This is a genomic window from Terrabacter sp. MAHUQ-38 (assembly GCF_014518425.1).
Lineage (GTDB): Bacteria > Actinomycetota > Actinomycetes > Actinomycetales > Dermatophilaceae > Terrabacter.
Map to the genome: position 1 here is coordinate 785,156 of NZ_JACVCU010000001.1, position 18,080 is coordinate 803,235.

The window sequence follows — 18,080 nt, forward strand, 5'->3', positions numbered from 1 at the left end:
GGTCCACGCCGGTGACTGCGAAACGGCCGATGCACTCACAGACGGCCGTGCGCGTAGCTGGTGCGGCGATGTCGACATCAGCGCGCTGAAGGTGACCGAGAGGACGCAGGAGAACCGGGCCAGATGACCTGGCCGCCAGGACGAACGGTCGATGGACTCACCGTCGCGCGCACCGCGGCGGCTCACTGCCGGGCAGCCGCGGGATACGGTCCGGACATGCAGCCCAGTGGTCGCAGACGTCGAGCCCACGCCACTGAGGACCTTGCCCGCTCCGCGGTCGACTGGATGCTCGCGAGTCCCGGGAAGGACTGGGAGCAGCCTTCGCTGTACCACGGTCGAGCGGGCGTCCTCCTGGCCCTGCAGGAGGCGCGTGCCCAGTTCGACGACCCGCGCTATGACGAGGCCCTCGAGCAGGGCTGTGACGCTCTGGCTGCCGACGTCGGCCAGGTCGAGGACTGCTCGCTGTACTTCGGGCTGACCGGGATCGCGTTCACTCTCCACGCCCTCGGCCGGGAGGCTGCTGCTCGCACGGCTCTTCGCCGCATACGTGAACGATCCGAGCGGGGTCGGTGGAGCACGATGTTCGAGCTGTTCGCCGGCAACGCCGGCGTGGGGTTGGGCGCCCTCCGCTGTGGTGACGTGGAGCTGGCCGTCGACGCTGTCACGCCATACGTGTCGACCGCGACCAGGACTGCGCACGGCGTGAACTGGCCGGTGCGGCCCACCCCGCCCCGGTCGCATCACATCGCCCACGGGACCCTCGGCATCGTCTACGCCCTGGCCGCCGTCGGGCGAGCCGCAGACAGGACCGATCTGGTCGAGCTCGCGATCGAGGGAGCCGCCGACGTCGTCGCTCGTGACGAAGCCGGCCCCGACGGCTTCCTGGTGCCCCACTCCGACCCGCCCCACCGTCCGGAGCTCATCGAGCGCTTCAGCCTCGGCTGGTGCAACGGGCCGGCGGGTGATGCCCAGGTGTTCCGGCTGCTCGGCCAGGTCACCGGGCAGGAGTCTTGGGGCCGACTCGCCGACCGGTGCTGGCGCACGGTCACCGCGTCCGGCCTGCCGCGACGGATCCGGCACGGGTTCTGGGACAACAACGGGCGATGCTGCGGGACCGCCGGCGTGCTGGCGCTGGCCTGTGACCGCATCGTCGAGGACGGCGACACCTTCGACTTCGCCGACGTCCTTGTGGACGATCTCGTCGCCCGAGCCAGCCGGGACCGATCCGGTGCACGCTGGTCCAACTACGAGCACCGCGCGACACCCCCAGATCTCGAGCCCCGACCCGGATGGGCGATGGGCAGTGCCGGCATCGTGCGCGAGCTGCTCCGCTACTCCCGGCTCTGCACCGGCAGCTCGGACACCTACGCCGTCGCGTGGCCGGACCATCCATCGACGACGAGGTGACCGCACCTGCCAGGGCGAGGACGTCACCCACGGCGACCGCAACGGATCATCATCGGGCCTGCGCAGGAGATTGGCGCACGAGCGACGTAGCGTCGCAGGATGCGCAACTTTCTGGTGACGGACGCGGTCCGCTCGTACGCAGTTGACCATGGCAGCTGGCGCCCCGACCCGGTCGTGCGTGGGCTTCGGTCCGCCACCGCTGCGCTGGGCGATGTCGCGAAGATGCAGATCGGTGACGACCAGGGCCAGCTGCTCACGATGCTCGCTCGGCTGATCGGTGCGCGTCGCGCCGTCGAGGTGGGGACGTTCACCGGCTACTCGAGCCTGTGCATCGCTCGTGGCCTGGTCGACGGCGGCTCGCTGCTGTGCTGCGACATCAGCGAGGAATGGACCGCGATCGCGCGGCGGGCCTGGGTCGAGGCCGGCGTGGCAGACCGGGTCGAGCTGCGCATCGCCCCGGCGCTCGACACCCTGCGTTCGCTGCCCGAGCGGCCCGAGATCGACCTCGTCTTCATCGACGCGGACAAGCCCGGGTACGCGGCGTACTGGGCGGAGCTGGTGCCGAGGGTGCGCCCCGGCGGGCTGCTACTGGCCGACAACGTGCTGTGGAGCGGCAGGATCACCGACGACGACGGGACGGATGCGGACACGGCCGCCCTGCGCGCCTTCAACGACCTGGTGGCTGCCGACGACCGCGTCGAGTCAGTGGTCCTGACGGCGTTCGACGGGTTGACCATCGCGCGGCGGGTGTGAAGGACATGAGCACTGACCTGTGCGCCCTCTGCATCGACGCGAACGACCCGCGTCGTCTCGCGCACTTCTGGGCCGGGGTCCTGGGCTGGCAGCCGGCCGACGACCCCCGCGAGGGCACTGCGCTCCTGCCGACCGATGACACCGGGTTCCAGATCCGGTTTCTCCGGACCGAGCAGGAGAAGGCCGGCCCGAACCAGATGCACTTCGATCTCACGAGCACGTCGCTCGAGGACCAGCAGCAGACGGTCGCGCGCGCGCTCGAGCTCGGCGCCCGGCACATCGACGTCGGCCAACGCCCGGAAGAGGGTCACGTGGTGCTCGCCGACCCCGAAGGCAACGAGTTCTGCGTCATCGAGCCCGGCAACAGCTTCCTTGCTGACTGCGGCTTCATCGGAGCGCTCTCCTCCGACGGGTCGCAGGAGGTCGGGTACTTCTGGAGCGAGGCGCTGGGCTGGCCGTTGGTCTGGGACCAGGACCAGGAGACGGCGATCCGCTCACCTCGCGGCGGTCCGAAGATCACGTGGGGCGGTCCACCGGTCGCGCCGAAGACCGGCAAGAACCGCCTGCATCTCGACCTCGCTCCACCAGCCGGCGGTGACCAGCAGGCGGAGGTCGACCGACTCATCTCGCTCGGTGCGACCCGGACCGACATCGGACAGGGCGACGTCAGCTGGGTCGTCATGGCTGATCCCGACGGCAACGAGTTCTGTGTGCTCACCCCGCGGTAGGCCGGCCAGACCCCCGGCCGGGGGCCCGCTGATCCACCACGTGGTTCAGGCGACGGTGTGGATCGGCTCCTTCGGGAGCTTGCGCACCTTGGCCCGCCTGCGCCGGCGCTCGGGGATCATCGAGCGCATCTCCTCGAGTCGGCCGAAGCACAGCAGGCGGTCCTCGGGTTCGAGCACGACGCGGCGACGCGGGTTGGGGATCACCGACGGCCCGCGGTGCAGGGTCAGCACCTGGATGTCGCGCTCCTCGAGGCCGGACTCGCCGATGGTCTGTCCGACGAGGTCCGCACCGGCGTGCACGACGAGCTCCGCGACGCCGTATCCCGTTGAGACGGTGAGGCGCTGGCGCACGTCGATCTCCGGGAAGGCGACCTGCCCGGCGATGTGGTCGACGATCGCGCCGGCGACGTCGAGGTTCGTCGCGGCCTCGATGCCCTCGAGGCCGGGCGAGGAGTTGACCTCCATGACGAGTGGACCGTCGTTGCCCTCGAGCATGTCGACCCCGGCGACGCGGAGTCCCATGATCTGAGCCGACCGCACCGCGGCCTGTTCGTAGTCCGGCGGCAGCTCGACCGGCTCGACGGTGCCGCCCCGATGCACGTTCGACCGGAACTCGTCACCGTTGGCCCGCCGACGCATCGCCGCGACGACCCGGTCGCCGACGACGAGGGCGCGGATGTCGCGACCGCGGCTCTCGGTGACGAAGCTCTGGATCAGGACGTTCTGCTTCGTGCTGTGCAGCGTCTCGATGATCGCCTCGGCGATCTTGATCTCCGGCGCGAGGATGACGCCGATGCCCTGCGTGCCCTCGAGCAGCTTGATGACGACCGGCGCGCCCCCGACCCGCTTGATGGCCGGGATCACGTCGGCGCGGTTGCGCACGAAGGTCGTCGCCGGCATACCGATGTTGTGGCGGGAGAGGATCTGCGTCGCGCGGAGCTTGTCGCGGGCGTTCGAGATGCCGTTCGCGGTGTTCGGCGTGTAGACGTCCATCTGCTCGAACTGCCGCACGACCGCCGTGCCGAAGTACGTGATCGAGCTGCCGATGCGCGGCAGCACGGCGTCGTAGTCGGACAGCGGCCGGCCACGGAACTGCAGATCGGGCTCCGGCCCCGTCAGGTCGATGGCGAAGCGCAGCGTGTTGAGCACCCGCACCTCGTGGCCACGGTCGAGGGCTGCGGTGCGCAGGCGCTGCGTCGAGTAGGCACGCGGAGCGCAAGAGAGGATCGCGAGTTTCATCCGGGTTCCTGCCAAGATGGGCGGGTGTCTGGGCCGGCCTATTCAAGCACTCCCGTGGGATGGAGGGAGTGGGTCGCCCTGCCCGGCATCGGGCTGCCGTGGGTCAAGGCCAAGATCGACACCGGAGCCCGCACGTCCACGCTGCACGCCGAGGACGTCGAGGAGTTCGACCGCGACGGCGAGCCGTGGGTGCGTTTCACCGTCCACCCGTGGCAGGACTCGGCGGAGGACGCCCAGAGGGTCGAGTGCCCCATCCACGACCGGCGCAAGGTGCGCTCCTCGACGGGTCACGTGCAGCGCCGCCTCGTCGTGCGCATCGACCTGACCCTCGGTGGCCGCACCGTGCCTGCCGAGGTCACGTTGAGCAGGCGCCACCGGATGGGTTTCCGCATGCTCGTGGGCCGTGAGGCCCTCCGTCAGGGCTACGTCGTCGTCCCCGACCGCTCGTACGCGGCGGGCAAGCCGCCCAAGGACGTACGCCGCCGCAACCGCGGGCGCTGACCGGCGCCGTCCCAGCTCCGCCGGCCCGTCTCGTCGGCGAGTGATGGGTGGGAGATGCCCACTCGACGGGTGTCAGTTCGAGCGGGCACTTTCGTCGTCACGCCGTCACGTCGTGGCGTCGTGGATGGAGAGCAGGCGCTCCTCGGCCGCCGCGTCCATCGGGCCACCGGCGCGCCCCGTCCGGGGCTCCGGCAGCCCCTCGTGCTGGAGCCAGGCCCACGTGTCGGCCACCGTCTCGGGCATCGGCCGCGCCCGCAGCCCCGACGCGTATGCCGCGGACACGTCGCACGCGTGGAGTCCGACGTACTCGCCCGTCGGTGGCACCCAGATCGGCAGCTCGGTCCACGGCGACACCTCGGCGGCCTCGACCGTCGACGGCTCGACCCAGACGAGCTCGGCGTCGCTCTCGGTGACGGCGCGCACCTCGTCGAGCAGCGCACCCATCGTCGTGTGCCCGGCCTCGCTGGCCGTGTTGAAGGTGCCGACCGGCCGCGAGCCGAGCACCCAGTCGGCGATGTCGCGACAGTCCACGTACTGAAGTGGTCGGTCGTACGGGCCTGGTGCCGGCACGCGCCCACCCGAGGCAATCCGATTGAGCCAGAACGGCATCCGCCCCACGTTCTCGTAGGGCCCGAGGATGAGCCCGGCCCGCGCCAGGGCGACGTCGCCGTCGAACTCCTCGAGAACCGCGAGCTCGCCGCCGCGCTTGGCGGCCGCGTAGTCGCCGCCGTCGGTCGACGACGGGTCGCCCTCGACCACGGGGGCGCTCTCGTCGGAGTCCGGCTCGAGCGGCCACGAGTACACCGAGCGCGACGAGATGTACGTGTAGTGCGGAGTGCGCCCGCTGAGCAGCCGCGCCGACGTCTGCACCGCGACCGGCGCGTCCGACCACGTGTCGACGACAGCGTCCCACTCGTCGTCGCGCAGCACCTGCCGCATCGCGTCGGGATCGAGCCGGTCGGCGTGCCGGGCCTCGGCGCCCTCGACGGGGGTGCCGCTGACGCCGCGGGTCACAGTCGTCACCTCGTCGCCGCGGGCGACGGCGGTCTCGACGAACGCGCGGCCGACGTGGTGGGTGCCTCCGAGTACGAGAAGTCTCATGCCTCGATCCTCGCCCGAGCGACGCCCGACGGCCAAGGACCCTTCGCTCTCGACGTAAGGCGGGCCCGGTCCCGCGTGCTCCCGCCCACCTCGGCGCTGTGCCGCCTACCCGCGCCTACTCCCAGTCAGCGATCCGTGCCGTCGGGGTGCGGCCCTCCGTGAGGTCGGCGACGTGCTGCGAGAAGCGCGGACAGGCGACGATGTCGTGCGCCCGGCACCGCAGCGCGTGCTCGGTCATCTCCCGCGACCGTTCGATGGACCTCGCCCGCTCGTCGAGGCCGCGCAGGTGCGCCTCGAGCACCTCGTGGCGGCCGGCGGCCTCGCCGTCGAGGAGCACACCGATCTGCTCGAGCGTCATGCCGGCAGCCTTGTTGCGCAGGATGACTGCCACCCGGACGAGGTCGCCGTGCCCGTAGCGCCGGTAGCCCGACGCGTCGCGCTCGGGCGTCAGCAGGCCGAGGCTCTCCCAGTGCCGGAGGACGTTGGTGGGCAGCTCGAACCGGGCCGCCAGCTCGCCGACGGTCCAGCTCTGCTCACGATCGCTTGCCTTCATGTCCACATGAAGGTACACGCTGGATCCCGAAGCAGCACAACGACAGCAAGGAGAGACCACGTGCACACCGACGTCGCCATCATCGGGGGAGGACCCGCCGGCCTCCAGGCAGCCCTGACCCTCGGCCGCATCCACCGCGACGCCGTCCTCTTCGACGACGGCACCTACCGCAACGCCACCGTGAGCCACATGCACAACGTCGTGGCGCACGACGGCACCCCGCCGGAGGAGTTCCGCGCGCACGCGCGCAAGCAGCTCGCGGCATACGACACGGTCACGGTGCGGGAGGAGCGTGTCGACACGATCGAGGAGGTCGGCGGGATCTTCCACCTGCGCGTCGCGGACGGCTCGACCGTGACGGCCTATGCGCTCATCCTCGCCACGGGTGTGCGGGACGGGCTGCCGCCGGTGCCGGGGCTCGACGAGCTGTGGGGCGACTTCGTCGCGCACTGCCCGTTCTGCCACGGCCACGAGCTCGGTGGACAGCGCGTCGGCATCCTCGGCGCGGCGGTGGCACCGCACCTGTCGGCGCTCCTCGGGCCGATCGCCTCGGAGCTCGTCGTCCTCGCGGACGGCGAGGACCTCCCCGACGAGTGGCACCCGGGTCCCGTGGTGCGCACCGAGCGGGTCGTCTCGGTCGAGCGGCACGGGGACGGCGTACGAGTGACGCTCGAGGGCGCGGACGGCGAGCAGGTGCACGAGCAGGTCGCAGGCCTCTTCGTGAAGCCTGCGCTGCGGCAGTCCACGGCGTTCGCGGAGCAGCTGGGCCTCGAGCTGAACCCCTCGGGTTGTGTGCGAGTCGACGAGTTCGGGCGGTCGAGCCGCGAGCGGGTGTTCTGCGCCGGTGACATGGCGCACCTCGCCGCGTACCCGATGCCGATGGCGTCGGTCGTCATGGCGTCGGCAGCCGGCCAGCTCGCGGCATCGGCGGCCACCATGGCGCTCCTGGCTCGTCCCTGAGCTCAGCGGCGCCGAGGTCGGCGCGCCAGCAGCTGTCGGGCGCGGAGCGCGGCGAACACCCCGACCGCGCCGGTGACCGTGAGCAGCACCACCTGGTATGCCGTCAGCCAGCCCGTGAGGCGAGCGTTTCCCAGGCCTCCGTCGAAGAAGCCGGAGGCGATGCTCACGAAGCAGGCAAGCGCGAGCAGTCCAGCCGGGACCGCGCCCCACCGACGCCGCGTGGACACGGAGAGGTAGGTGAGGATCGCCTGTCCGGCCATCATCGGGACGGGTGCGGCGAGCAGGGCCGCGGCGCCCCAGGCCTCCGCCCACGTGTTGACACCGCTCGCGACGGCGAGGAGGCCGCCGCCGACGTCGACGCCGAGCAGGATGAGCTGCGCGGCGACGAGCTGCGTCGCGGGCCGCGACGGACGACTCTCGGTGCGCAGCGTCGGGTCGAGGGTGGTGGTCATGGCGTGGTCCTCACTCGTGGTCCGACCCGTCGGTCCGGGTCGCCTGTGACGAGCGTCCTCCGCGGTTCTTGCGACCGTCTTGGGGCCGACCAGGGGTGGGGCCGAGCGCGGAGGCGACGGGGTGGATGCCGCAATCAGCCCCGCCGCGCCGGCCCGCTGGCTACCTTGACGGCATGCGCGTCTTCGTCCTCGGCGGGAGCCGGGTCGAGCGTGCGCCCGGCGCCCCTGCTGACGCCGACCAGGAGCACCTCGGCGAGCCCGCCGGCCTCCGCGAGCGCGTCGACCTGGGCGCGCGCAAGCCACGCTCGATCGTCGCAGCGCTCGCCATGCGTCCCGGACGTCCCGTCCCTGTGGACCTGCTGGCCGACCTCGTCTGGGCCGGCGAACCGCCACCGGCCGCGCACGGCGCCCTGCACGCGTACATCTCCGGTCTGCGCAAGGCCCTCGAGCCCGGGCGTCGAGGCCGGTCCGCGCCGTCCGTGCTCGGCAGGAGCGACCACGGCTACGTCCTGTCGGTGCCGAGGGACGCCGTCGACACGCACCGCTTCGCCGTCGCCGTGCGTGACGCGGAGCGGTCCCTTGCCCCGCTGGGCACGCAGTTCAGCACCGGGCTCGCGAAGGACTGGCCGTCGCGCACCGAGGTCGTGTCAACGCTCGACCGGCTCGACGAGGCGCTCGCCCTGTGGGTGGGTGAGCCGTACGCCGACCTGCCCGACCACCCGGACGTGCTCGCGGAGCGTGCCTCCCTCGAACGGTTGCGCGCCGCCGCCGAGGAGACCCGGCTGCTGGGCCTGCTCGCCCTTGGCGAACACGTCAACGTGCTCGCGACGACCGAGCCCCTGACCACGCTGCACCCGACGCGCGAGCGGCTCCACGCTCTCCACGCCCTCGCCCTCGTGCGCGGGGGACGGCAGGTCGAGGCGCTCGACCACCTCCGGGACGCCCGGGCGCACCTCGCCGACGAGCTCGGGCTCGACCCCGGACCCGAGCTGCGCGACGCCGAGCAGGCCGTCCTGCGCCAGGAGCCGGGGCTGCTCGAGTGGCTCCGCCCCCACTCGTCGAGGTCTGGGGCACGGTCGCCGTCGCAGGAGCCATCGCCGGGCCGGGGCACGCTCGGTGATGCGACGTCGACCGCTGGGGCCCACGACGGCTCGGCTGTCGCCGACAGCGCAGGTGCGGCCGGCGCAGGCGCGTCGACGCCCCGTGGCGAGGAGCCGATCGGCCGCACGGACGAGCGGGTCGGACTCGAGCAGCTGCTCTCGGACGCGCTGTCCGGGCGCACCAGCTCCGCCCTGGTCGTCGGTGAACCGGGCATCGGCAAGTCGTGGCTCGTGCGCTACCTCACCGAGCGGGCCCGCGGGCTGGGCTTCGTCGTGGCCTCCGGCTCCTGCTCCCAGGACGACGGTGCCCCTCCGCTCTGGCCGTGGCTGTCGGTGCTCCATGCCCTCGACGAGCAGGCGCCGGGTGGTGGTGACGACAAGCCCAGCGGGCTGGCCGAGATGGTCCCCGACACCACCGATCTCGGGCCGGGCCGGTCGGCGTTCCAGACGTGGCAGCGTGTCGCGTCCGCGGTGCTCGCGGCGTCGGCGCGCGTCCCCGTCCTCGTCGTCCTCGACGACCTGCACTGGGCCGACGATGCGACGCTCCGCGCCCTGCGCCACCTGCTCGAGGTCGCGCCGGAGACAGCCCGGCTCTTCGTCGTCGGGACGAGGAGGTCCCACCCTGAGCCGAGTGGTGCCCTCGCCGAGGTGGGAGAGGCGTTCGCCCGCAGGCAGGGTCTGCGCCTCGACCTCGTCGGCCTGCCGGGCGCGGATGCCGCCGAGCTCGTCCACTCGGTCGTCGCCGGAGTGCCAGCCGGCACGGTCAACGAGTGGCACACCCGCACGGGCGGCAATCCCTTCTTCCTGCTCGAGCTCGCCCGGCTGGGCGCTGCCGGCAGCACCGGCGTCCACGGGGGAGGGGTGCCGGCGACCGTGCGCGAGGTCGTGATGCGGCGCGTGGCCCAGCTGCCGGGGGCGACCATCGCCGCGCTCGGCACCGCGGCGGTGGTGGGCCGGTCGTTCCGGGCCGAGACCGTCGCCGCCGCAGACCAGGATGACCCGGACGAGACCGCTGAGTCGCTCGAACCGGCCCATGCGGCAGGGCTGCTCGTGGACCATGAGGCTGACGGGTTCGCGTTCGCCCACGCCCTCGCACGCGAGGCCGTCTACCTCTCGATCCCGCAGCGTCGACGGGCCCGCCTGCACGCGCAGATCGCCCACGCGCTCGCGACCAACGAGTCGCTGCGTGCCGCGTTCACACCCGACGAGCTGACGGCCGAGCTGGCGCGGCACTGGCTCGCGAGTGGTCCGAGCCACGCAGAGCAGGCATGGCGGGCCGCGGGTGCCGCGGCCACCCAGGCGCGCAACGCCGCGGCGTACCGCGATGCCATGCGGATGCGGTCGGAGGCCGTCGCCGCGCACCGGCGGGTGCCCGGCGCGAGCCAGGAGGAGCGCTGGGACCTGCTGCTCGAGCTGGCCCGCGACGCCGCCTACGCGGCGCACTGGCCACAGGTCGTCGACGCAGCGCTCGAAGCGTTGGAGCTCGGTCGCTCACTCGGCTCGCCCGACCGCGTCGCTCGAGCCGCTGCCGCGATCTCGCACTACTGCGTGTGGATGCCGCACTCATGGCTCGAGGTCTTCGAGGACGCCATCGACGACCTGCGGTGGGCCCTGCGGACCCTGTCGGAAACCGACTCGCCGACGCGGGCCCTGCTGCTGCTGTCGCTCGCGGTCGAGCTCTACTACGACCAGAACGCCCCCGCCGAGCGGGCGGCCCTCGTCGATGCCGGCCTCGCGGTGGCTCGCCGCATCGGCGACCCCGAGCTGCTCTCGTGGGCCACCCGCGCGGCCTGGATCGCGTCGTGGAGCCCGTCGCGTACCGAGGCCCGGCTCGGCATCGGAGCCGAGGGTGTCGCAGCCGCCCGAGCAGCGGGCGATCCTGTGGCAGAAGCGGTCTCACTCCTCACGCTCGCCACCGACCACCTCGAGCTGGGCCAGGTGGACGAGTGGACGAGACTGGCAGGGCAGGCCGACCGCATCGCGCGCCGCGAGCGACTGCCGTTCGTGATCTACACGTACAACTGGGTCGAGCTGTGCCTCGCGGCGATGCGTGGGGACGACGGCGAGGCGCAGCGCCTGGCCACCGTGGCGCTCGACCTCGCGTCGCAGGTCGCCCTGCCCGCCGAGCATCTCGCCAAGCCGGTCATCGCTCTCATCGCCGGGGTGTGGCGGGTGCCGATCCGCACCGACGTGTCGTTCCTCCGGCTCCTGGCCCTCGAGCCGATGGCGCGCGCGACGGCGCACGCCCTGCTCGGACGGGCCGGGCGAGCCGACCTCGTCGAGGAGGAGGTGCGTGAGCACCCGTACGTGCGTGTGCACGAGAACTGGCAGACCCTGCTCACCGAGTGCCTCGAGGCCGAGGCCACGAGCTACATCGGCCACGAGGCCCTGGCGCGCCAAGCCGTCGCGGAGCTCGAGCCCTGGTCGGGCCGCATCGCCCTGTCGGGTGTGTCGGTCGTCATCGGCCCGGTCGACGGCTACCTCGCCCTCGCCCAGGTCACGGTGGGGGACCTGTCGGCCGGGCTGCGCAGCGCCGCACGCGCCTTCGCCGACGCGGAGAGGTGGGGCTTCACGGCATACGCCGAGTGGCTGACCCGCAACCTCGAGCGCCTCGGCGTGGACGCCGAGACGCTCGCCCCCTGACGTCGCGCGGACCTCAGGCGAAGGCGAAGGCCCGCCTCGTCGCGCGCTCGTAACGCCGCCGCGTCAGCTTCAGCAGGATGACGAACGGCCTCCCCGCCTCGGCGAGCACCCGCTGCGCGACATCGCCCGGGACGCCGTCGGCGACCCACGGCACCATGAAGCCCATGAGCCTCGGTGGGTACGCCTTCTGCGCCGTGGCCTCGAAACGCTCGTTCTCCTCGACCGACACGACCCGCTGGAGGAAGGGCAGTGCCTGACCCTCCTCGTGCGCGAGGTGGTCGAGCAACGCGGCTCGCGCGGCCGTGACGTGGACGTCGAGGGCGTTGCGGTGGTCGGCGCACGGGTGCTCGCGCATCGCCGCGAACCCGTCGGTGCACGCCGTGAGTGCCGGGTCGATGACCGCGTGCTCGGCCTCCATGTCCTCGAGCATCCTCATTGCCGTCTCGTCGCCGAGCCGCTCGGCGTGTGCCGTGAGTACCGGCCACAGAGCGTCGTCCTCGACGGAGTGGTGGTGGTGGAGGATCTCGCCGTAGCGCGTCCAGCGGTGGGCAAGTGCTGCCCACGTGTCGGCGGCGCCGATCGGGGTGGCGCGCACGGACGCCTCGAACCGGGCGAGGTCGCGGCGAAACGCGTGGTGCATGAGGTACATGCCGGTCTGGGCGTGCGGGCCGTTGGCGACGTGCGCCTGGCCGGGGAGCGAGATCTGCTCGGTTGTCGTGGCGGTCATGGTGGTCTCCCTGTCGTGGTGGGGCCGCCCTGTGCGGCTGCACCCAGACTCCGGGCCGTGTCTTGTGCCGCTCTAGGGATCCGCTTGGGGCGGCAGCGCCGTGGGGCCACCGCGCAGCCGCGCGGCATACGATGCGGGCAGCCCCACACTCGAAGGAGCTGTCACGTATGCCGTCCGCCCCCTCGGGTCCCGAGCGCACCGCGGCCCTCGCCCACCAGCTCGCCGCGGTCCATGACGGGCTGCGTGTCCGGGTGCGCGACATCCGAGAGGCACTGGACCAGCACGACGGCGACGCAGCGGGAGCCGACATCGTCGACGGCACAAGGCTGCTCGAGCACTGCCTCGGCTTCTGCCACGGCCTGCAGGCCCACCACACGGGCGAGGACGACGGTCTCTTCCTGGCGCTGCGCACCGAACGCCCCGACCTCGCGCCGATGCTCGACAAGCTCATCGAGGACCACCACCTGATCGCGGGGATCCTTGCACGCGTGCACGGCATCGCGGGCCAGGCGGGCTCCGGCTTGGACGGCCCGGATCGCATCCGTCTCCGCGGCGAGCTCGACGGGCTCATGGCGATCATGGACTCGCACTTCGCCTTCGAGGAGCGGAGCATCGGCGCGGCGCTGGACGGCCTCACCGACCGGTCATGGACGGCGACGGCCCTCGACGCAGGTCGCTGACCCGTCAGCGCAGGTGCTTGGCGAGGAACGCCTCGGTGCGGCGGATCGAGGTGTCCCACTGCGGTGACGCGAGGGTGTGCCGACCGCCGGGATAGATGAACAGCTCGACGTCCTTGCCCTTCGCCTTCAGGGCCGCGACCGACTCGCGCGACCACGCGAGGGGGCAGGACTCGTCGGCCGTGCCGTGGTGGATGAGGAGCGGCTCGATGACCCGGTCGAAGTACGTGCGCGGGCTCGTCGCCGCCCACTTCGCGGGTTGCGCCTCCGGCGTGCCCAGCCGGGCGATGACCTGACGGGCGGCCGACTGGCGCTGGTCATCGCGCCGGATCCACTTGTTGAAGTTGTCGACCGTGTCGGAGCTGACGGGGGCGTAGGCCACGGCTGCGTCGAAGACGCCCGGGCGGGCGACGAGCGCGGTGTAGACGACCCCGCCGCCCATCGACCGGCCGATGAGGGCGACCCGCTCGGGGTCGACGACCTGCGCCTTCTTCAGTGCCAGGCCCGCGTTGATGGCGTCGACCGTGTAGCCGACGCGAAGGTTCGCGCTGTTGCCCGGGTCCTTGTCGGACTGGGCATGGTTGCGGTAGTCGATGTGCAGCGTCACGTAGCCCCGGCGAGCGAGGTGGTCGCGCTCGCGGAGCATCGTCTCGCCGTTCGTGTAGGTCTCCGGGTCGACGTAGCCGTGCGCGAGCACCACGGCGGGGAACGGGCCCTTCCCGCGTGGGATGTTGATCCGCCCCGAGATCGTCAGGCCGTTGCTCTCGTAGGTGGCGAAGTACTGCCGGTACGCGCTCGTGCTGCCGCGCTCGCGGCCGAGCCTCAGGTTGCCACCGTCGTACCTCGTCGCGACGAGGGCGGCGATCGAGGCCGGGTCGGGCGTTGTCGGCCTCGCCGTCGGGCTCGCCGTCGGGGTGGGCTCTTCAGGTCCCGGTGTCGTCGGCACTCTCGACGTGCCCGACCCGCTCGGCGTGCTGGCGGATGCCGGCCCGACCGGTTCCGGAGAGCCGCCGCCGGTGTCGTCGGCCGGTCCGCTGCTCGTGCAGGCGCCCAGGAGCAGCGCGGCGGTCAGGCCGGCGACGGTCGCTCGAACGGGGCGCACACTCGAGTCTCGCCCGTCCGGTCCGGGATTCCCAGCCCACTCCCAGCCTTCGTGCCCGATCCGAGATCTTGGTTCGACGTATCCGCCGGTCGCGCGTGACCGGCGGATACATCGAACCGGGTGACCGACGGGGAGTCAGCGCTCGCGGCGGTACAGCTTCCGCGCCCAGAGGTAGCCGACCACGGTGATCCCCGCACTCCACGCGACAGCGGCCGCAGCGGTGGCGCCGTCGACGGCGGTGCCGGATAGGAGCGTGCGCAGCGTTTCGATGATCGGCGTGAACGGCTGGTGCTCGGCGAACCAGGCGAGCGGGCCCGGCATCGAGTCGGTGGGCACGAAACCGCTGCCCAGGAAGGGCAGGAAGACGAGGAACATCGGCAGGTTGCTCGCCGTCTCGACGCTGTCGCTGACGAGGCCGAGAGCGACGGACAGCCAGGTCAGCGCCAGGGCCATCAGGGTCAGCAGGCCGACGAGCGCGAGCCACCCCAGGGCGCTCGCACCCGGTCGGTAGCCGAGCCCGACCGCGACGAGGAGCAGCGCGCCCATCGCGAGGAGCGACTGCACGACGCTGCCTAGCACGTGCCCGGCGAGCACCGACCCGGGCGAGATCGCCATGGTGCGGAAGCGCGCGACGATGCCCTCGGTCATGTCCATCGCGACACTGATCGCGGTGCCCTGCGCCGCCGCCGCGGCCGCCATGACGACGATCGCCGGCGTCACGTAGTCGAGGTACGCAGCCCGCCCGTCCGCTCCGATGCCGCCCCCTCCGGGGAGGCCGGCGCCCAGCGTGCCGCCGAAGACGTAGACGAAGAGGAGCAGGAAGAGGATCGGCATGCCGACGAGAAGCACCGTCATGCTCGGGTAACGGCGCATGCGCAGCAGGTTGCGTCGCGCCATCGTGCGGGAATCTTTGAGTGCCAGCGAGATCGAGCTCATCGTGCTGCCTTTCGGGTGTCGTCGGCCGCCACGCGGCCCGGTTCGGTGAGGGCGAGGAAGACGTCGTCGAGGTCGGGGCTGGTCACCTCCAGGCCGGAGGCGGGGACGTCGTGCTCGGCGAGGCGGTCGAGCATGCGACGCAGCCCGGGTATGCCGTCCGCCGCAGGGAGCGAGTACGTCGACGTCTCGTCGTGGCGGACGCCGTCGGGGAAGGCGCGCGCCGCCGCGTCGAGCCCGGCGGCGTCTGGCAGGTGGAGGTGGATCGCGCCGCCGGGGATGCGTCGCTTGAGCTCGGCCGGTGTGCCTTGGGCGACGATGCGTCCCCCGTCGAGCACCGCGACCGTGTCAGCGAGTGCGTCGGCCTCCTCCAGGTACTGGGTCGTGAGCAGGATCGTCGCACCGTCGGCGACGAGGCTCCGCACGATGTCCCAGAGGTCGCGTCGGCTGCGTGGGTCGAGCCCGGTGGTCGGCTCGTCGAGGAACACGACGCTGGGTCGACCCATGAGGGTCATCGCGAGGTCGAGCTTGCGCCGCATCCCGCCCGACAGCGTGGCCGCGGGCTTGGCGGCATACGGCAGCAGGTCGAAGCGCTCGCTCAGCGCGGCGGCGCGCGCCTGTCCGGTGGCGCGGTCGAGGCGAAGCAGGTCGGCCATGAGCCGCAGGTTTTCGCGCACGGTGAGAAGGCCGTCGACGGCGGAGAACTGGCCGGTCACACCGATCGACGACCGCACCGCGAACGGGTCCGCGGCGACGTCGTGTCCGGCGACGGCCGCCCGGCCGCCGTCGGCCCTCATGAGCGTGGACAGGATGTTGACGGTCGTCGTCTTGCCGGCGCCGTTGGGGCCGAGCAGGGCGAGCACGGAGCCGGCCGGCACCGCGAGGTCGATGCCGTCGAGGACGACCCGGTCGCCGAACGACTTGCGCAGGCCGGTGAGCTCGATCGCGGGAGGACGTGGGTGGGACATGTGGGTTCCCTTCTGGGATGGATGTTTTCGGGGTCGCCGGCATGGCCTCGTGGCGCGCTGGGTGCGGCGGGCAGGCTGGAGCGGCGCGTGGCGCCGGGTGGGCGCGATGCGAAGAGTGCGGTGGTGGTCTGACCCGGAGTCGGGCGAGTCAGTGACTAGATGTCGAGGTCCTCGACGACGGGCTGCTCGGCGGCGGCCGCGACGAGGTCGTACAGCTCCCGGGGGACCCGCTCGCGCAGGTCCTCGACGGACTCCAGCACCTCGAGCGTCGCCGTGGCAGAGGTCTGGCCCCAGGTCTGGTCCTGGCTGAGGTGCTTGCGCCAGCCGGTCGCCTTGCCGTCGGGGCCGGCCATGTGGATGTACTCGGGTGAGCGCTCCACGTGCAGGACGATCTTGCCGGTGCGGCTGCGGTAGACGTGGAACTGCTCGACGCGGTCCTTCGTCGAGCGGCCCCACTCGACGAGCAGGACGCCGAGGAAGCGCTGGCGCCGTCCCTTGCCGGCGCCGACGCGCACCGTGATCTCGTCGTAGCCCTCGAGCCTGCCCTCCTCGAGCTCGACGAGGCGACGGAGCCCACGGCTGATGGCCTGCGACAGGTTGCCCCCGGCCAGCTCCTGGGCCCGCTGGTAGAGGGGCAGGTCGGCGTCGGAGACGTAGATCGTCTTGTTGGGCACGACGCCATCCTAGCCATGGCTGTGACTATACATATCCATATACGTATAACGCAATGGTTCAGGAAGCGGTTCAGCAGGTCGAAGCGCGGCTCACAGGGCGGCGCCGAGCGGCGTCGCCGTGACGACGAGGTTCTGGTCGTAGCTGCGCGTCGCCCGGTCGAAGGTGCCCGTGCACGTCAGCAGCACAAGACGGTGCCCGACCCGCTGGTCGAAGGCCGGGCTCGAGGCCGACAGCGCGTCCTTGAAGACGGCGTCGACCGCCACGACGCGGTATGCCGCTGCATGACCCTCGCCGTTCAGCGTGATCGTCGCCCCGGGCCGGATGTGCAGGAGCCGCTCGAAGTAGCCGAGACCCTGGCGGGGAGCGTCCACGTGCCCGGCGATGACCGTCGCGCCGAACGGGTCACCGGCATACGCGCTGCCGTCCCACCAACCCACCCGACGGATGTCGTCCGGCACCCGCAGCTCGCCGCCGACGGTCCGGGCCGGGACGACCACCGCGGTCGCGCCGCCGGGCAGCACGACCTGCTCCGGGCGGAACCGCACGCGTTCGCTCGCAGCGGTCCGCGCGGTTCGTGCCGGCTCTGCCGTCGTCGGATCCTCGCTCGACGAGGCCGGTGTCGGCACGCCCGTCGTCCGGGAGGCCTGGCTGGGCGCCTCGCCGGCGCAGGCCGCCGTCACGAGTGCGAGCACAAGCGAGCCGCCGATCACGCCCAGCCACGAGCGCGGTCGGCGGGTGGGCGAGGTTCTCACCGCCGCAAGGGAACTCGCAGCAGAGGCGAGCTCGCCCCGGTGCTGTTCAGGGCGGCCTGGCCGCCCGTGCCCGTGTCGACGAGGCCGGGCGCGCCGGAGCCGGTGGAGGCCATGCCGAGGACCTGGACGACGACGCGCATCGTGCTGCTGCTCGGGTCACCGACCGCGAACACACGGTTGAGCGAGCCGCCCTTGACGGTGAGGTCGAGCGGGCCGAGCACCACGGGCGACGTCGCGCCCGCGGGCACGATGTCCACGCGGTAGGTGCCGACTGGGACGACGAGGTTGAGCGCCTCACCGTTGGCGATGTTGGCGAAGAGCACCTTGCCGCCGACCCGGACGTCCGCCGGCGGCACGGCGGCGAGGTGGGCCACGGTGACCGACGCCTTGCTTGCGGGGACCGGAGCCCTGGCGTTGTCGAAGAGTGTCAAGACGGGGGCGCCCGTCGGGTCGACGGGCAGGTGCAGGGCGGCGTCGGTGCTGCTGCCCGCCTTGACGTTGACCGTCCGCGCTAGCAGTCGCGACCCACCCGAGGTGAAGGTGAGCGTGTGACGCCCCGCGTCGACCGGGATCCGCCGGCTCAGCGTTGCGCCGGCCAGGCCGCGCGCCACGGTGTCCCCGTCGAGCGCGACGTCGACGGTGCGGCCCGGGAGCCCTTGCACCACGAAGAGCTCGCCTCCGTCGGCAGCGCCGGCCGGCGTCGCTGCGAACGCGAAGGCGCCTGCGCAGAGGGCAGCGAGAACCGTCGCCCAGGTATGGACGTGTCGCATGTTCCCCCCATGCTGCTTCCCCACGCGACCCACATACCC

General features: G+C 72.2%; 18 protein-coding genes. 7 read left to right on the forward strand and 11 right to left on the reverse strand.

The features are described from left to right. The first annotated feature begins 216 nt into the window (after positions 1-216). The 3 genes from H9I49_RS03705 to H9I49_RS03715 all read left to right on the forward strand — a co-directional run bounded on the left by H9I49_RS03705 (position 217) and on the right by H9I49_RS03715 (position 2,888). Positions 217-1,407 (forward strand): lanthionine synthetase LanC family protein, encoded by a 1,191-nt coding sequence (locus H9I49_RS03705; RefSeq protein WP_188028945.1) that lies wholly within the window; start codon positions 217-219, stop codon positions 1,405-1,407. Between the two features lie 99 nt (positions 1,408-1,506). Next, positions 1,507-2,160 (forward strand): O-methyltransferase, encoded by a 654-nt coding sequence (locus H9I49_RS03710; RefSeq protein ID WP_188028946.1) that lies wholly within the window; start codon positions 1,507-1,509, stop codon positions 2,158-2,160. Between the two features lie 5 nt (positions 2,161-2,165). Next, a complete protein-coding gene (locus H9I49_RS03715) occupies positions 2,166-2,888 on the forward strand; it encodes a VOC family protein (RefSeq protein ID WP_188028947.1) in 723 nt (240 codons plus the stop codon). 45 nt (positions 2,889-2,933) lie between these two features. On the opposite strand, the gene H9I49_RS03720 is transcribed toward H9I49_RS03715, so the two are convergent. Continuing rightward, complete coding sequence (locus H9I49_RS03720; protein ID WP_188028948.1) at positions 2,934-4,127, reverse strand: RimK family alpha-L-glutamate ligase; 1,194 nt, start codon at positions 4,125-4,127, stop codon at positions 2,934-2,936. Between the two features lie 54 nt (positions 4,128-4,181). Here H9I49_RS03720 and H9I49_RS03725 point away from each other — a divergent pair, with 54 nt between their 5' ends. After that, positions 4,182-4,628: an ATP-dependent zinc protease gene (locus tag H9I49_RS03725; protein WP_370587411.1), complete on the forward strand. Its 447-nt coding sequence runs from the start codon at positions 4,182-4,184 to the stop codon at positions 4,626-4,628. 105 nt (positions 4,629-4,733) lie between these two features. Here the strand turns inward: H9I49_RS03725 and H9I49_RS03730 are convergent, their stop codons facing one another. Then, the gene (locus H9I49_RS03730) at positions 4,734-5,729 is read right to left on the reverse strand and encodes an NAD-dependent epimerase/dehydratase family protein (protein ID WP_188028950.1); all 996 of its coding nucleotides are present in this window, start codon (positions 5,727-5,729) and stop codon (positions 4,734-4,736) included. Between the two features lie 115 nt (positions 5,730-5,844). After that, a complete protein-coding gene (locus tag H9I49_RS03735) occupies positions 5,845-6,282 on the reverse strand; it encodes a MerR family transcriptional regulator (RefSeq protein ID WP_188028951.1) in 438 nt (145 codons plus the stop codon). 60 nt (positions 6,283-6,342) lie between these two features. Here H9I49_RS03735 and H9I49_RS03740 point away from each other — a divergent pair, with 60 nt between their 5' ends. Continuing rightward, complete coding sequence (locus tag H9I49_RS03740) at positions 6,343-7,242, forward strand: NAD(P)/FAD-dependent oxidoreductase (protein WP_370587412.1); 900 nt, start codon at positions 6,343-6,345, stop codon at positions 7,240-7,242. 2 nt (positions 7,243-7,244) lie between these two features. Here the strand turns inward: H9I49_RS03740 and H9I49_RS03745 are convergent, their stop codons facing one another. Beyond that, on the reverse strand, positions 7,245-7,694 hold the full coding sequence (locus H9I49_RS03745) for a hypothetical protein (protein WP_188028953.1): 450 nt from the start codon (positions 7,692-7,694) through the stop codon (positions 7,245-7,247). Between the two features lie 173 nt (positions 7,695-7,867). Here H9I49_RS03745 and H9I49_RS03750 point away from each other — a divergent pair, with 173 nt between their 5' ends. Further along, a complete protein-coding gene (locus tag H9I49_RS03750; protein WP_188028954.1) occupies positions 7,868-11,437 on the forward strand; it encodes a BTAD domain-containing putative transcriptional regulator in 3,570 nt (1,189 codons plus the stop codon). Between the two features lie 13 nt (positions 11,438-11,450). On the opposite strand, the gene H9I49_RS03755 is transcribed toward H9I49_RS03750, so the two are convergent. Further along, positions 11,451-12,164 (reverse strand): hemerythrin domain-containing protein, encoded by a 714-nt coding sequence (locus H9I49_RS03755; RefSeq protein WP_188028955.1) that lies wholly within the window; start codon positions 12,162-12,164, stop codon positions 11,451-11,453. 167 nt (positions 12,165-12,331) lie between these two features. On the opposite strand from H9I49_RS03755, the gene H9I49_RS03760 reads away from it, so the two are divergent. After that, a complete protein-coding gene (locus H9I49_RS03760) occupies positions 12,332-12,844 on the forward strand; it encodes a hemerythrin domain-containing protein (protein WP_188028956.1) in 513 nt (170 codons plus the stop codon). Positions 12,845-12,848: 4 nt separating this feature from the next. Here the strand turns inward: H9I49_RS03760 and H9I49_RS03765 are convergent, their stop codons facing one another. From H9I49_RS03765 to H9I49_RS03790, 6 genes are all read right to left on the reverse strand, one after another. Further along, entirely contained in the window at positions 12,849-13,943 is a 1,095-nt protein-coding gene (locus H9I49_RS03765; protein ID WP_188028957.1) for an alpha/beta fold hydrolase, read from the reverse strand. A 135-nt stretch (positions 13,944-14,078) separates the two neighbouring features. After that, a complete protein-coding gene (locus H9I49_RS03770; RefSeq protein ID WP_188028958.1) occupies positions 14,079-14,879 on the reverse strand; it encodes an ABC transporter permease in 801 nt (266 codons plus the stop codon). Next, complete coding sequence (locus H9I49_RS03775; RefSeq protein ID WP_188028959.1) at positions 14,876-15,844, reverse strand: ABC transporter ATP-binding protein; 969 nt, start codon at positions 15,842-15,844, stop codon at positions 14,876-14,878. The genes H9I49_RS03770 and H9I49_RS03775 overlap by 4 nt, the downstream gene beginning before the upstream one ends. Positions 15,845-15,999: 155 nt before the next feature. Then, a complete protein-coding gene (locus tag H9I49_RS03780; protein WP_188028960.1) occupies positions 16,000-16,518 on the reverse strand; it encodes an EXLDI protein in 519 nt (172 codons plus the stop codon). A gap of 90 nt (positions 16,519-16,608) precedes the next feature. Beyond that, positions 16,609-17,271 (reverse strand): class F sortase, encoded by a 663-nt coding sequence (locus tag H9I49_RS03785; protein WP_223128245.1) that lies wholly within the window; start codon positions 17,269-17,271, stop codon positions 16,609-16,611. Further along, positions 17,268-18,041 carry a DUF4397 domain-containing protein gene (locus H9I49_RS03790; RefSeq protein ID WP_188028961.1) on the reverse strand — a complete coding sequence of 258 codons (774 nt, stop codon included), beginning with the start codon at positions 18,039-18,041 and terminating at the stop codon, positions 17,268-17,270. Before H9I49_RS03790 ends, H9I49_RS03785 begins: the two co-directional genes overlap by 4 nt. Positions 18,042-18,080 lie beyond the last annotated feature (39 nt).

Coding starts and splice junctions, on each gene's coding strand:
- H9I49_RS03705 (WP_188028945.1), top strand. CDS start 217: ATGCAGCCCAGTGGTCGCAGACGTCGAGCCCACGCCACTGAGGACCTT.
- H9I49_RS03710 (WP_188028946.1), top strand. CDS start 1,507: ATGCGCAACTTTCTGGTGACGGACGCGGTCCGCTCGTACGCAGTTGAC.
- H9I49_RS03715 (WP_188028947.1), top strand. CDS start 2,166: ATGAGCACTGACCTGTGCGCCCTCTGCATCGACGCGAACGACCCGCGT.
- H9I49_RS03720 (WP_188028948.1), bottom strand. CDS start 4,127: ATGAAACTCGCGATCCTCTCTTGCGCTCCGCGTGCCTACTCGACGCAG.
- H9I49_RS03730 (WP_188028950.1), bottom strand. CDS start 5,729: ATGAGACTTCTCGTACTCGGAGGCACCCACCACGTCGGCCGCGCGTTC.
- H9I49_RS03735 (WP_188028951.1), bottom strand. CDS start 6,282: ATGAAGGCAAGCGATCGTGAGCAGAGCTGGACCGTCGGCGAGCTGGCG.
- H9I49_RS03745 (WP_188028953.1), bottom strand. CDS start 7,694: ATGACCACCACCCTCGACCCGACGCTGCGCACCGAGAGTCGTCCGTCG.
- H9I49_RS03750 (WP_188028954.1), top strand. CDS start 7,868: ATGCGCGTCTTCGTCCTCGGCGGGAGCCGGGTCGAGCGTGCGCCCGGC.
- H9I49_RS03755 (WP_188028955.1), bottom strand. CDS start 12,164: ATGACCGCCACGACAACCGAGCAGATCTCGCTCCCCGGCCAGGCGCAC.
- H9I49_RS03760 (WP_188028956.1), top strand. CDS start 12,332: ATGCCGTCCGCCCCCTCGGGTCCCGAGCGCACCGCGGCCCTCGCCCAC.
- H9I49_RS03770 (WP_188028958.1), bottom strand. CDS start 14,879: ATGAGCTCGATCTCGCTGGCACTCAAAGATTCCCGCACGATGGCGCGA.
- H9I49_RS03775 (WP_188028959.1), bottom strand. CDS start 15,844: ATGTCCCACCCACGTCCTCCCGCGATCGAGCTCACCGGCCTGCGCAAG.
- H9I49_RS03790 (WP_188028961.1), bottom strand. CDS start 18,041: ATGCGACACGTCCATACCTGGGCGACGGTTCTCGCTGCCCTCTGCGCA.